11 protein-coding genes are annotated in these 13,309 nt (G+C 68.5%); 1 reads left to right on the forward strand and 10 read right to left on the reverse strand.

Annotated features, from left to right (window positions below):
- Positions 1–265 precede the first annotated feature (265 nt).
- Positions 266–973 carry a DsbA family protein gene (locus tag AB0E94_RS30835; RefSeq protein ID WP_360333263.1) on the reverse strand — a complete coding sequence of 236 codons (708 nt, stop codon included), beginning with the start codon at positions 971–973 and terminating at the stop codon, positions 266–268.
- A gap of 49 nt (positions 974–1,022) precedes the next feature.
- On the reverse strand, positions 1,023–1,961 hold the full coding sequence (locus AB0E94_RS30840) for a cyclase family protein (protein WP_360333265.1): 939 nt from the start codon (positions 1,959–1,961) through the stop codon (positions 1,023–1,025).
- Positions 1,962–2,171: 210 nt separating this feature from the next.
- On the opposite strand from AB0E94_RS30840, the gene AB0E94_RS30845 reads away from it, so the two are divergent.
- Complete coding sequence (locus AB0E94_RS30845; RefSeq protein WP_360333268.1) at positions 2,172–2,750, forward strand: TetR/AcrR family transcriptional regulator; 579 nt, start codon at positions 2,172–2,174, stop codon at positions 2,748–2,750.
- Between the two features lie 194 nt (positions 2,751–2,944).
- Here the strand turns inward: AB0E94_RS30845 and AB0E94_RS30850 are convergent, their stop codons facing one another.
- The 8 genes from AB0E94_RS30850 to AB0E94_RS30885 form a co-directional block, all read right to left on the reverse strand.
- Entirely contained in the window at positions 2,945–4,816 is a 1,872-nt protein-coding gene (locus tag AB0E94_RS30850; protein ID WP_360333271.1) for a beta-L-arabinofuranosidase domain-containing protein, read from the reverse strand.
- A gap of 68 nt (positions 4,817–4,884) precedes the next feature.
- Entirely contained in the window at positions 4,885–6,984 is a 2,100-nt protein-coding gene (locus AB0E94_RS30855) for an alpha-galactosidase (protein WP_360333274.1), read from the reverse strand.
- Entirely contained in the window at positions 6,981–7,640 is a 660-nt protein-coding gene (locus AB0E94_RS30860) for a ThuA domain-containing protein (protein WP_360333276.1), read from the reverse strand. Before AB0E94_RS30860 ends, AB0E94_RS30855 begins: the two co-directional genes overlap by 4 nt.
- Positions 7,637–9,124 (reverse strand): glycoside hydrolase family 43 protein, encoded by a 1,488-nt coding sequence (locus AB0E94_RS30865; protein ID WP_360333279.1) that lies wholly within the window; start codon positions 9,122–9,124, stop codon positions 7,637–7,639. Before AB0E94_RS30865 ends, AB0E94_RS30860 begins: the two co-directional genes overlap by 4 nt.
- Positions 9,121–10,119: a hydroxyacid dehydrogenase gene (locus tag AB0E94_RS30870; RefSeq protein ID WP_360333282.1), complete on the reverse strand. Its 999-nt coding sequence runs from the start codon at positions 10,117–10,119 to the stop codon at positions 9,121–9,123. The genes AB0E94_RS30865 and AB0E94_RS30870 overlap by 4 nt, the downstream gene beginning before the upstream one ends.
- Complete coding sequence (locus tag AB0E94_RS30875) at positions 10,116–10,961, reverse strand: carbohydrate ABC transporter permease (protein ID WP_360333285.1); 846 nt, start codon at positions 10,959–10,961, stop codon at positions 10,116–10,118. Before AB0E94_RS30875 ends, AB0E94_RS30870 begins: the two co-directional genes overlap by 4 nt.
- A complete protein-coding gene (locus AB0E94_RS30880; RefSeq protein ID WP_360333288.1) occupies positions 10,958–11,911 on the reverse strand; it encodes a sugar ABC transporter permease in 954 nt (317 codons plus the stop codon). The genes AB0E94_RS30875 and AB0E94_RS30880 overlap by 4 nt, the downstream gene beginning before the upstream one ends.
- Positions 11,908–13,251, reverse strand: a complete 1,344-nt coding sequence (locus AB0E94_RS30885) for a hypothetical protein (protein ID WP_360333291.1) — start codon at positions 13,249–13,251, stop codon at positions 11,908–11,910. The genes AB0E94_RS30880 and AB0E94_RS30885 overlap by 4 nt, the downstream gene beginning before the upstream one ends.
- Positions 13,252–13,309 lie beyond the last annotated feature (58 nt).

Below are 13,309 nucleotides of genomic sequence, written 5' to 3' on the forward strand. Positions count from 1 at the left end.
GGTGCGCCCACGTCGCGGCCGTGCGACGTGCGGGCCCCCTTTCGCTGTCACGCGGGGGCCAGGCGGTGCCGCTGCCGACCTCGTCATGGAGCGGGCCGAGGACGATTTCGGCGGTCGTGCCGGGCGGTGCGGTCGCGGTGAGGTCGACGGTGAGATAGTCGACCGCGGAATCCACGTCGGGTCCCGCCCGGGCGGGGCGAAGGCGACGGCCGCGAGCCCGACGCCGTATATGGCGGCCGGCACGAGGACGAACAGGCCCGGCCCGTTAACCGTTGAGCTGATCCCATGCCTGGTCGATGGCTGCGGTGTATTGGCGGACGGTCGCCGCGCCGGGGATGCCGAGGCGCCGGCCGAGGACGGTGAAGGGCACCCCGCTGGCCCCGGAGGCCACCGCTGCGGCGTGGTCGGCTCGTACGGCCGCGCTGTAGCGGTCGGTGGTGAGCACGTCGCGGATCTCCTCGGCAGGCAGGCCGAGTCGCTCGCCGAGGACGGTCAGCGTGCCGTGGCCGAACGCGTCGGGGTTCCCGCCGTACAGTTCCGCCTGCATCGCCCGCATGTACTGCCAGCCGACGCCGTGCTCGTTGCCGAGATGCACCAGCCGCAGCATAGCAAAGGTGTTGCTCACGGGCCGGTCGAGAGTGTAAGGGAGGCCCTCGGCGGCGGCCTGCCCGGCGACGCCCGTCTCCATTGCTCGGGCCTGGATACGGGTGATCCCGTACTTCACGGTCCGGTAGTCCAGGGTCGGCTGAACCGTTGCCGGAACGGCCGGGTCGAGCTCGAAGGTGTGGATGGTCAGGTCTATGTCGTTCGCGTGTGGGGATTGTGCGATCGCCCTGGCGAGGCGGTGCTCGCCGATGTAGCACCAGGGGCAGAGCACATCCGCCCACACGTCGATCGTCAGCCGGGTTGTTGCCATGTCGGGTGCCGCCTTCTGGATTGCCGGAACAAGGTGAGCTCGTGCCCGCGCGGCCACGCACGTTGCATGGCAGGAGGACGAGTGACCGCGCGAGCCGGGCCGGGGTCTACTTGAGCGCGATGGGGGTGATGGGGGTGCCGACCGAGCCGGTGACCTTGAGGCCCGGGGCGCAGAGGCAGAACTCCCAGATGTTGTCCTGAGCGCAATCGGCGGCGAGGTCCTCGAAGTCGAACATCTCGCCCAGGGTGAGTCCGAGATCGCGGATGGCGACCTGATGGAATGGGGCGTAGGCGCCAGAGATCGGCGACGGGTAGACCTCGACGGCCCAGTTGTCCAACGCCACTGCGGCGACGTCGCGCTCACGTAGCCAGCGCAGGGTGTCGAGGCCGAGGCCGGCCTCGGCCTCGGCCATGTAGTGGTCCCGATCGCCGTCCAGGTACCACCGGTGCCATCCGGTGCGGACGCAGAGGGCGTCGCCGGATTCGACGCGTACGCTCTGACGATCTTCGGCGGCCAGCAGATCGGCTGCGGTGATCTCGTATGAGTCCGGCAGACGGTCGACGCCCTTGAGCGCGGCGATGTCCAGTAGCACTCCGCGAGTGATCAGGTGCCCCGCCGCCTTGTCGAAGGAGTTTTTGGCGGCGCCGGTGAAGTTGTTCACCGCGTCGGCGGGCACGTTGTTATAGAACAGCCCGCCGTATCCCATGTGGGCGAGGCCGTCCCATTGGGTAGCGGCCTGAAGACTCATCACCACCATGTCGTCCGAGCCGATCATCCCGTCGGGGGCACCGGCGGTGTCTGACGGCAGCACGGTCATCACATGCTGGGGATTGGACCGGAACGAGCTCGGCACGGCGGGGCCCTGCTTGCCGAACGGCATCCCGAGGTCGAAGCGCTTCCCGGTCCGGACCAGCTGTGCTGCGGCGACGCGTTTGGCGTTGGTGATCAGGTTGAGCGTGCCGATCTCGTCGTCGGCTCCCCATCGTCCCCAGTTGCTCAGCGCCTTGCCCAATGCGTGGTGCGGCCAGGTGCCGGTGTCGGTCATGGTGTCTCCTCGGTGTCGTGCTGGATGTCAGAGCCGGCCGTGGCCACGTCGATGACGTGGGGTTGACCGCTGAGTTCCGGTCGCTGGTTCGCCGCTCACTTCGTACGGCGGCTTGCGCCGTTTGCTGTAGTGATCGCTAAAGCTGCGATCAACTAGACTGTAGCGACCGCTAAAGCAGTCGTGCAACCGGCACGGCAGGAATGGGGGACCATGGCAAGGGGAGGCAGGCGCGCGTTCGATGAGCAGGCCGCGCTGGACGTGGCCGTCGAGATGTTCTGGCGCAAGGGCTACGAGGGCACCTCGATCGCCGAGCTGACCGAGGCGATGAACATTCGGCCGCCCAGTCTGTATGCGGCTTTCGGCAATAAAAAGCAGCTCTTCGAGAAGGTTCTCGACCGCTACACGGAGATGCGCTGCGGACTGCCCGGCGAAGCGCTCGCACAGCCCACCGCCCGGGAGGTCACGGTACGGTTTCTGACCGGTCTGGTCGAGGCCTACACTGCTCCCGGACGTCCGCGTGGATGCCTGATGGTGCAGGCCGGACTCGCTTCTCGCGAGATCGCGGAGCTTCTCGAGGTTCGGCGTGAGCAGGTTCGCCGGGCGGTGCGCCACCGCTTCGAGGAAGCGGTGGCGGCCGGAGACCTGCCGGCACACACCGACTGTGCAATTCTTGCCCGGTACGTCCTGGTAACGGCCGAAGGGCTCGCCGTCCATGCCGCCACCGGAGCGCCACGGGAGGAGTTGCTGGCTACCGCCGGCCTTGCCGCAGAGGTGGTGCCTGCGGGCTGACCAGCTCTGGCCAGGATCGCGATCGGCTCTTCCCTGTTGATCTTGATGCCCTTGCGCCTGTCAGAGGTCGTCGGTACCGCCGAAGCCCAACGGTTGACGGACCGGGCCTGTTCGTCATCGGTGAGCCGGCCGGGAGGAGTGGCGGTTCGGCACCCGGCCGCAACGGCTCCGGCGGCGATCACGCCGAATGAGGTCTACTCCGTCGGAGCGCTGGAGACCGGGAAGTAGACGGTGTATTCCTGCTGCGTGACGTCGTAGAGAGGGATGAACCGGATGCCACGGTTCTGGCCGTGAGTGCGGTATGTTCCGGCGTTCCACCAACTGTGATGACGCTCCCGGTCGGGGCGCAGCAGGGCGGCGGCGTCGGCCGGGTCGCCGCGCAGCGTGCGTTCCTCTCCCACCAGGCCGGCGAGGACGATCGGACCGTCGGTAAAGGCAACGTGGCCAGGTTCGTCGGGCAGCGGATGAGCGGTCACCTCGGTGGCAAGGGTGATGTCGACGAGTTCGTCGGACCAGGCTCTGTCGAGGACGATGAATCCGTTGACCACTTCTACATCGATGGATCCTCCGTTCACCGTCACCGTGGTGGCGCTCGCCCATTGCGGCACGCGCAGACGTACCGTGAAAAGCGCCGGCACCGCACAACAGATCCGGATCCGGAAGGTCATGGAACGGGGGCGCCGCCATGGCACACCCGGCGTGTGAACGAGCTGGATACTCTCGTACCCCTCGATCGAATGGTGCCGGCCGGGCACTACCCCGTGGCGGACGTCGGGAGTCACCTCGATCTCGACCGTGCCGGCCAGCGGATGATCGAGCCGGAGCGTGCTAGGCGTGTACTGACCGATTCTGATCCCCTGGCCGTCGAGGTGAGCGGCAGATGCGGGATAGAGCGTGTGCGCCTGTAGCAGGGTGCCATGGCAGCACCAGAAGTCCCGGGTGGGATGGCCCCAGACTTTGGTGCTTCCCGCTTCGAGAGGCAAGAAGTAGGCGACCATGCCGGTTTCCGGGTGCTGTTGGGCGAGGACACCGTTGATCAGGTTGCTTTCCCAGTATGCGGCGTAGCCGGCCTCGCCGGTCCAGCGGTAGAGGTAGTCGGCCAACCGCATCATGTTCGTCACGACGCAGTGTTCCTGCACGTCGTGAAGGCGGGCCGCCTGCTCGCCGGGCGGTTGCCAGATCTCGCCGCTGCTGCTGCCACCGGTGACGTAGGTGCCGCGGCCGGTGACCGCCTGGTGCCAGAAAGCCTCCACGATGTCGCGCCACCGGGGATCCCCGGTCACCTCGTAGGCGCGGGCGCAGCCGAGGATCTCGGCGACCTGGGTGTTGGCGTGTTTGTTGGTGAGGACGTCGTCTCCGGCCAGGAGCCGGTCGAAGAAGCGGCCGCGGCGGTAGCGGAGGACCAGTTCCTGATGTTCCAGGTCGCCGGTGAGCTGGAACAGGCTGGCCCAGACTTCGAGCATTCCGCCGGTCTCGACGTCGAGGATGTCGTCGAGTTGCTCCCGGCTCATCGGCGCGGTCCACCGGGAGAACCACTTCGCGGCGCGGGTCAGGATCTCCAGCGCCTGGGTGTTGTGCCCGCTCACGGCCATGTCGAGCAGACCGGCAAGGAGCTTATGCAGCACGTACTGGGGTGCCCAGGCCGTCTGCCCGGCGGCGATACGCTCCAGATGTTTCTCCGGGAACGGCGCGATCCACTCGCCGCCGTTGGCCTGCTGGCAGCGGGCGAGTTCGGCGACGAGGTGATCTGCGGTGGCGCCGATCCGGGGCGAGGCGTGCCGTAGGTGGGCTGCTGCTGACAGCCAGTGGCCGAGGATGTGGCCGCGTAGCTGGGAGGTGGGAGCCTCCCATCCCCAGTGCCAGGTGTCCGGGCCGTCGGCGACGGTGGCACCGATCGTGGTGCCGGCGGTGCCGCACCAGCTCCACAGTCCGGCCTCGAACTGGTAGGGGCGCAGCAGATTCTCCGGGGTCAGGCTGGTCATGTAGGTGAGGTTGCGTTCGAACCGGTCTTTGAGCAGGCCCGGTCCGAGTTCGGCGTTTGCCGGGGTGGCCGCGACGAGAGTCATTTCCGCAATCCGTTGTCGAAGTGGACGACAGTCGGTCCTGGTGAAAGCCCGAGACGAGGGGTGGGCGGTCACGGCGCTCCCTTCACCAGCAGAAGACGGGCGGTGTACGGCTGCGGCAACCGGATCTCGTCACCGCTCAGCGTTTCCTCGCCCCACCGTGGGAAGAGCACTTCGGCGGGACCGGGAAGCCGTAGGGTTTCGGCGCCGCCCCGGCGCCAGACCGCGAGGTAGAGGTCAGTGCCGTCTTGGGCGCCGAGCGCGATCCAGTCGTCACGCCAGCCGGGCAGCCCGAGCGGCCACACCGGAACCGACCGTGCGACCGCCGCACGGATCGACCGGTACACGTCCAGCCCGTCGCGCACGACAGCGCGCTGCCCGGCATCCAGGGTGTCGATGCGCCCGGCCAGGTGGATTCGGCCCAGCATAGCTGTGACCAGTGAGAACGCTAGTTCCTCGGGAGTCATCGTGCCGTCCACCGAGGCCCACGTCCCGGCCTGTTCCGCGGTGATGGCCAGGGGCGCCGCGGCGGCGATGGGTGGCATCGCCCGGAAATTCTGCTGGTCGGTCAGCGACTGGATCGGGAAGACCATGCCACTGGCCGCGTCGATCCGTGACCCTCCCGCGGCGCAGCCCTCGACGACGAGGCCGGGATGCCGGTCCAGGACGGCGCCGACCCAGTCGAGCAGCGCCCGCCCGTGCCCGAGCAGCCCTTCACCGGCGCTCTCACCGGCGCCGTCGGTGCCCGCGCCGGTGTCGACGTTGTAGTCCAGCTTCAGATAGCCCAACTCGAATCGCTCGACCAGGCGGTCCACCGTCAAGTCCAGGTGCGCACGCGCCGCCGGGTGCCGCAGGTCGAGTTGATGCCGGCCCCACTCGGCGACCCGTACCCCGTCACGTTGGAAGAACGCGGCCGCCGGCAGTGCCGCGGCGATCGGGCTGCGAACGCCGACGACCTCCGGCTCCAGCCACAGGCCTGGGTCCATGCCGGCGCCGCGGATCCGGTCGATCACCGCGTCCAGGCCGCCGCCGGGGAAACGGTTGACCGACGGCTGCCACTCGCCGACCGAGTCCCACCAGCCGCCGCCCTCGTCGTCGTACCACCCGGCGTCGATCACGAACGTTTCCACACCCAGGTCGGCGGCAGCCTCGATGAGCGGCAGCTCGCGTTCGGTGGTCGGGTCCGCCATCAGCGCGTTGAGGAAGTCGTTGTAGACGACCGGCAGTGCCACATGGTCGGGGTGTGGGCGTCGGGCGCGGCGCCGGTGGGCGGTGAGCGCGGCGGCGATCTCCTCGAGGCCGGACCCCAGAGCGAGGACGACGGCGATGGTACGAACGTTGCGCCCCGCCCCCACCCGCCCGGTCCACTGGTGTTCCAGCGCGGTGGGGCCGAACACGGCCAGGTACACGTCGCCGTAGCGGTCACCGAGTTCGGCGTGCCATGTGGTGTTGGACTCGGCCAGCCACGCCAGCATCCGCCCGCTGCGCAGATCCTCGACGATCCCCATCGGCAGGTGCTCGGAGGTCGACCAGGCCCCGGTGGAGGTCAGGCTGATCCGGTTCTTCGAGCCGACCTGGCCGTGGGCGGCCATACCCACGTCGTACAGCCCGCGCCCGGAAAGCGTCTCGCGCTGCCAGCGGAACTCGCCGCTCCACGGGTTCGCCGCGGTCCACATCGCGAGGTCGTCCTCCCAGGCGATGCCGTGGCCGAGTCCGGAGACCGCACCGCTGGTGACGTGCTCGATCCGCAGTTCGGTGTCGGCGGTCAGTTCGGCCCAGGTCCGCAACGCCGTGGTGTCGTCGGCGAGTTCGTAGTGGACGGTGGCGCGCAGGCCGCTCTGCTCATCGGCCAGGCCCAGCCGGAGCCGGGCCATCCCGCTGTCACGTTCGGCGTGGGTGCCGGTGAGCCGCATTCGCTGGCCGGCGGCGCCGTCGACGTGCCGCTTGCCGGAGGTCCCGGCGCGGCCCTCGCCGGCGAGGGCGACCTCGAGGACGGGAAGAGCCGAGCGGCGCAGCGCGGCCAGGTTGGGGCGTGGGGTGTCGGTGTGCCAGATGGTGATCAGGCGGGGCGCGTCCTGCCAGCTGTGGCTGATCACCAGGCGAAGCCGGCTGTTTCCCCAGTCGAGGTATTGTTCGGCGCCTTCGGCGCGGCCGGGCAGAAGGACCGTCATGAGGATGCCTGCTCTCGTCCGGCCGCCCAGAGCAGGCCACGTTCGGTGAGGGTGCGGACCTGGGGGACCTGGAGGTCTGCGGGGGAGTGGCCGAGGGTGGAGACGAACACCCGGCCGGCGCCGAAGCGGCGGGTCCACACGACCGGCATCACGACGCCGGCGGTCTCCGGCGCTTCCTGGTGGCCGGCGAAGGTGGTGGTGGCGTGGATCTCGAGCGTCGGGTCGACGTGCAGGTAGTACTGTTCGGAGCGGAGGGGGAACGACGCCAGGTCGGCGACGACCGGATGGTCGCTGACGATGTCGACGGTGTGGTCGATGATGCCGCCCGGGTGGAAGATGAACCGGCCGCCGATCAGGTACTGGTAGCGGGACGCCTCGTAGCCGGTGGCGAGGACGCCACCGTGCCAGCCGGCGAGACCGGCTCCATCGTGCACCCGCCGGGTCAGGCACTGCTCCTGCTCGGCGGTGAGCCGGTCGCCGGTCCAGCACGGGATGATCAGGTCGATGGTCGCAAGCAGGTCACGGTCGGTGTAGACGTCCCGGTCCTCGGCCGTCAGCACATCGAAGCCGTGTTGTGCGAGGAATCCGCGGAACAGTTCGGTGCAGGCTACCGGTTCGTGGCCGTCCCAACCGCCGCGGACCATCAGCGCCCTCATGCGACGTCCAGCGTGAAGTCGCTGAAGTCGGCGGTCAGCCGCCGACGGGACAGGTCCTGGGCGCAGACGCCGATCGCGGTGCCGGTGAAGCGCAACGGCGGGCCGATCTCGTCGGAGAGGAACTCCAGGTCCAGTGCGGGGCCGACGGTTTTCCAGACGCCGTCTGTGGCGGCGTACGAAAACCGTACCCGCATGCCGTCCAGCTCGGTTCGCAGGCGCACGGGCCCGTCGGGGATCGGTTGCCGACCGTGTTCGACGGTGGCGCCCGGGCGTTTGCTGATCACGACGATGACCTTTTCGTGCTGCTCGTGGTGGGTGACCGCGAGATAGTGGTAGCCGGTGGTGTTGTAGTAGAGGACCAGCCCGGCGAGTTCGGTGAAGTGGCGTGGCTCGACGTCGACGGTCACCTCGGCGGTACCGTGCAGGCCGGGCAGCCGCCGGGCCAGCAGTGACTGGTCGAACAGCGAGTCCAGGCTTTCTCGGCCTCGCAACCGCACCCGGCCCGGTTCGAGTTCGGCCCAGCCGGGGGTGGCGGGGGCCCGCAGACTCATCCACTCCGGCCCGTCGAACGGCTGGTCGGCGGGGTGCTCCGAGGCCGGTACCGGTTTGTCGAGCAGTCTCAGCCATCCGTCGGGGGTCCATACGACGTGCTGCAGGAACGTCTCCCGGCCCAGTGGGCTGCGCAGTCCGTCGCGCCCCATCCGGGGCCGGGCGCCTAGGTGGACGATGACCTGTTCGCCGTCCGGGGTGGTGAGCAGCTGTCCGTGGCCGGCCTTCTGCACGGCGGCCTGGGGGTCGTGCCTGGCGGTGAGCAGAGGCTCCGAGTCGACCTGGTACGGGCCTCGCAGGTCCCGTGACCGGGCGAGCCGGATGCCGTGGTGGTAGCCGGTGCCGCCCTCGGCAAGCATCAGGTAGAACCAGCCGTCACGTTCGAACAGGTGCGAGCCCTCCATCAGCTCGTCGCTGGCGAAGATCACCTTCGGGTCGCCGACCAGGGATCGTCGGTCGTGGTCGTACTCCTGCAGCAGCACCCCGCCGAAGGAGAACCGGCCGGGCCGGTGATCCCAGTTCACGTTGATCAGATAGCGGCGGCCGTCGGCGGCGTGGAACAGCGACGGGTCGAAGCCTGACGAGTTCAGATAGATCGGCTCGCTCCACGGCCCGGCCGGGTCGGGCGCGGTGACCAGGTAGTTGTCAAGGTCCTTGTACGCGCCGGTCATAGTCCGTACCACCGTGTAGACCAGCCAGAAAAGGCCGTCGTGGTGGCTGATCGTGGGCGCCCAGATCCCGGCCGAGTCAGGCACTCCGCGCAGGTCGAGGTTCAGGGCGCCGCCGATCGGCTGCCAGCGCCTCAGGTCGGTGGAGGTGTGCAGGGCTATCCCGGGTGACCATTCGAAGGTGCTGGTTGCGAGGACGTACCGGGTGCCGGCGCGAACCGCCGACGGGTCGGGGTGGAAGCCGCGCAGGATGGGATGTTCGTTCACGACACCTTGCTTTCGGAGTACGCGAAGGGCGCGCCCTGCCGGAACCGGGCGAGCTCGTCGATCACGTGCCGCCCGAGTCGGCGCAGTTCGGAGCCGGTGGCCCCGGCGATGTGCGGGGTCAGCGTCACGTTGGGCAGCGACCACAGCTCGTGGTCGGCCGGTAGGGGATCGGGGGTCGTCACGTCGAGGACTGCGGAGATCCGGCCGGTGCGCAGCTCGGCGACCAGGGCGTCCTGGTCGACGATGGCGCCGCGTGCGGTGTTGATCAGGGTGGCGCCGTCCGGCATCCGGCCCAGCATCGCCGCGTCGATCATGCCGGTGGTCTCGGCGGTGACCGGCGGGTGCAGCGACACGACGTCCGACGCGGTCATCAGTTCCGGCAGGCTGCAGAGCCGAACGCTGAGGTTGACGGCGTCCGGTACGGGTAGGTACGGGTCGTAGAGCAGCACGTCCAGGTCGGTCTGGGCGAGTAGCCGGGCCACCCGCCGACCGATCCGGGACGCGCCGACCAGGCCGACGGTGCGCCGGTAGTTGCCGGTGTCACGCAGTTCCACCTCCCGGTCGACGTAGTCGCGGCGCTGCCGGTAGAGCCGTTCGGCCGCGCGGGCACGTTTGCCGGAGAGCAGGATGGCGGCGAACGTGTACTCGGCGACCGGCACTGCGTTGGCCTCGCCCGCGTTGGAGAGGGCCAGGCCACGCTCTGCGGCGGTGGCCAGGTCCAGTACAGCGGCGGCTGAGCCGCCGGCGTGCACCACGGCTCGCAGTCTCGGAGCCCGGTCGAGCACGGCGCCGGTCAGTGGCGGGCAACCCCAGCCGGTGACCAGGACATCGGCGTCAGCGAGCAGGTCGTGCCCCAGAGGGTCGTCGAACTTCTCCAGAATGTGGGGCGAGGCGTCGACGAGACCCGTCAGGCCGGCACAGGCAGGGCCGAACAGATCCTCAGCCAGGGTGGCCGGGCGCATCGCCAGCACCGCTTTGGGAAGAGCGTCGGTCACTTGAGCGCTCCCAGGGCCACGCCGGTGCGCCAGAACCGCTGCAGCGCGATCATCACCGCGGCCAGCGGGATCACCGAGAGCAGCGAGCCGGTGATCACGATGCTGGTGAAGTCGATCGTGCCCGCGTTGCTGACCTGGCTCTGCCGCAGCCAGTTGTACAGCCCGAGCGTCATGGTCCAGTTCTCCGGGCTGCGCAGCATGGTCATCGGGAGGAAGAAGCCGTTCCAGGAGGCGACGAAACCGAGAAGGAAGATGGTCGCGCCTGCGGTGGTGAGCATCCGCAACACGATCCGGAAGAAGATCTGCACCTCGCCGGCGCCGTCGATGCGGGCCGCCTCGAGCAGTTCAGGCGGGATCGCGCCCTCGACGTACACCTTGGCCAGGTAGACGCTGAACGGGTTGATGAACGTCGGGATCAGCACCGCCCATGCCGTGTCGGTCAGCCCGATCCGGGAGAACAGCAGGTAGAGCGGCAGGGTCAGCATCGAGTAGGGGATCAGGAACGACGCGATCACCAGGCCCATCGACAGTGACCGGCCGGGGTAGGAGAACCGGGCGAGCCCGTACCCCGCGGCCAGGGCGACCAGGGTTCCGACCGCGGCGCCGCCCACGGCGTAGAGCAGCGAGTTCGCGGTCCAGCGCAGGAAGATGCCGTCTTGGTATTCGCTGATCTGCCGTAGGTTGCCGCCCAGGTTGAGGTCGGCGAACCAGAGGCCGTTGGTCAGCAGCAGGTCACGGGAGTTCTTGGTGGCGTTGACGAGCAGCCACCACACGGGCGCCACCGAGTAGAGCAGGAATAGCACAAGCCCGGCGAAGACCAGGCCACGCGAGGTACGGCTCACGGGGTTCCCCTGTTCGTGAGGCGGTAGAAGACGGCGGAGGTGGCGCCGACGAGTACCGCGAGGATCACCGACAGAGCGGCCGCGTAGTGGTAGTTGCTCTGCGTGAACGCAAGGTTGTAGATCATCATGATCGGCGTGAAGCTCGCGGTGACCGTCTCCGGCGAGGTCACCCGGAAGACCAGCGGCTCGGCGAAGATCTGCAACATGTGGATGATCGCCAGCATGCCGGTGAGCACCAGCGAGCTGCGGACGTACGGAATCTTCACCGACCAGGCGATTCGGATCTCGCCGGCACCGTCCAGGCGGGCCGCTTCGAACAGCTCGCGCGGCACCGACCGCAGCGCCCCATAGATGATCAGCATGTTGTAGCCCAGACCGGCCCAGGTGAGCAGGTTGCCGATGCTGAACCAGAGCAGGTCGGGGGAGAACATGTCGACGTCGGCACCGAGTGCGGCGGCCGCCTTGGTGACCGGGCCGAGCTGCGGAGAATAGAGGTAGAGCCAGACCAGCGTGGCCACGATCGCCGGGATCATGTAGGGGATCAGCAGACCCAGCCGGAACACCTTGGCCGACCGTTTGACCGCCATGTCCAGCAGCAGTGCCGCGAGCAGGCTCAGGCCGAGCATGACCGGGATCTGGACGAGCGCGAAGACGGCCACCCGGCCGACTGCCGACCAGAACTGGGTGTCCTGCAGCCCGCGGGTGTAGTTGTCGAACCCGGCGAACGAGCGGACCGCCCCGCCCAGCCCCGCCCCGGACAGCCGCTTGGTGTATAGGCTCTCGACCAGCGCGTACCCGAACGGGATCACGAACACCAGAAGGAACCCGGCGAAGAACGGCACCGTGAACAGGAAGCCTTTGGCGCCGGTACGGGAGAGCCGGGCCGGAGCCCCGGCGTGCGGAGTGTCCGCACGCCGGGGCCCGGCTTTCGGCGCGAGGGTCTGGGTCATGCTCCCGCGACCCCGATGCCCTGCTGTTTGAGGTCGTCAACGATCCACTTCTGTAGCGCTGGAGCGATGTCGACGGCCTTCATCTGCCCGGCGACGGCCTTGCCCCACAGGTCCTGCAGTTGGCTGAACGCGCCGGCCCAGTTCGGGCCGTAAGTCCAGCCATCGGCCTGCTCGCTGACCGCCTGGGTCACCACAGGTTCCCAATCCTTGCCGTTGGCGCCGAGCAGCTTGTCGGGGAGGGACGAGGCGATGTACGGCTTCGGGTCGGCGACGGCCGGGAAGTACGACAGTCCGGTGACCGGGCTGCCCAGCGCGTTGATGGTGTCGGCGGTGCTGGACAGCGCGTGCGCGGCGAAGACGGCCGCGTCGGCGGCGTCGGACTTGCTGGTGGTGGTGAAGACCCGGGTGAAGGCAGCGTTCGTCGCCGGGTTGCCGTTCCATTTCAGGTTCGGCTCCGGATCCCACGAGCCCAGGCTGGTTTTGAGATTGGCCTGCATGCCCTTGGTCTGCCAGGTGGACAGCTGGCGGGCGGCGATCGCGCCAGAGTCGTACTGCTGCATCATGGCCGCGTACTCGGCGTACGAGATCTTGCTGAAGATGCCGTCGGCAAGGCCCTTGTCGAAGAACTCGGCCGAGCGCCGGGTCTGCTCGCTGTCGACGTTCACCGTCCACGCGTCACCGTCGAGCCGGTACCAGCGGGCGCCGGCCTCCCACGCCATGTAGATGTATGGCGTCGGGTCCTCACCGGCGACGTTCATGATGGAGACGTTCTTGGGCTTCAGCGCTTTGCCGGCCTCGAGCACTTCCTCGTACGTGGTGGGATACTTGACGCCGTTGGCCTGGAAGACTCTGCTGTTGTAGAGCATGAAGGTCGGAATCGACGCCGCCGGCACGGCCCATTGCCGGCCACCCGTCGTGACGGCCTCGTTGACGGTCTTCGCGTAGTCGGCGGCGATGCTCTGGTAATAGCGGCTGACGTCGGCAGCGATGCCCTCGGAGATGAACGAGGCCAGGTCTGCGGTCTGCGTGACGAACAGGTCCGGTGCGTTCCCCGCTGCGAACGCGTTGCGCACGGCCGTGTTGAGTTCGGTGGTCTCGGTGAACTTGATCTGGATTCCCTCGGCAGAGTGCGCCGCGTTGAACGCGTCGACCGCGGGCTGGATCGCCTTGTTGTCGTGCCACAGGTCGACCGTGACCGGCCCGCCGGTCCACTTGTTCCCGACCTGCACGGCCGTGGTGTCGCCGGCCTCGGTGGTGCCGTCCTCTCCGGAGCAGGCGGTCAGGGTCAGCATTGTCGCGACTGTGGTCACGGCGACCAACCGGCGCATGGGGGATTTCATCAGGTATCTCCCGGTTGAATGAGAGTTGTTTCTGCGGTTGGGCAGGGCTCCGCCTGCG

It is taken from the genome of Actinoplanes sp. NPDC026670 (genome assembly GCF_040638175.1).
GTDB lineage: Bacteria > Actinomycetota > Actinomycetes > Mycobacteriales > Micromonosporaceae > Actinoplanes.

Bases quoted from the DNA above. Each gene is read 5' to 3' on its own strand.
- AB0E94_RS30845 (WP_360333268.1), top strand. From the start codon at position 2,172: ATGGCAAGGGGAGGCAGGCGCGCGTTCGATGAGCAGGCCGCGCTGGAC.
- AB0E94_RS30860 (WP_360333276.1), bottom strand. From the start codon at position 7,640: ATGAGGGCGCTGATGGTCCGCGGCGGTTGGGACGGCCACGAACCGGTA.
- AB0E94_RS30855 (WP_360333274.1), bottom strand. From the start codon at position 6,984: ATGACGGTCCTTCTGCCCGGCCGCGCCGAAGGCGCCGAACAATACCTC.
- AB0E94_RS30880 (WP_360333288.1), bottom strand. From the start codon at position 11,911: ATGACCCAGACCCTCGCGCCGAAAGCCGGGCCCCGGCGTGCGGACACT.
- AB0E94_RS30885 (WP_360333291.1), bottom strand. From the start codon at position 13,251: ATGAAATCCCCCATGCGCCGGTTGGTCGCCGTGACCACAGTCGCGACA.
- AB0E94_RS30840 (WP_360333265.1), bottom strand. From the start codon at position 1,961: ATGACCGACACCGGCACCTGGCCGCACCACGCATTGGGCAAGGCGCTG.
- AB0E94_RS30850 (WP_360333271.1), bottom strand. From the start codon at position 4,816: ATGACTCTCGTCGCGGCCACCCCGGCAAACGCCGAACTCGGACCGGGC.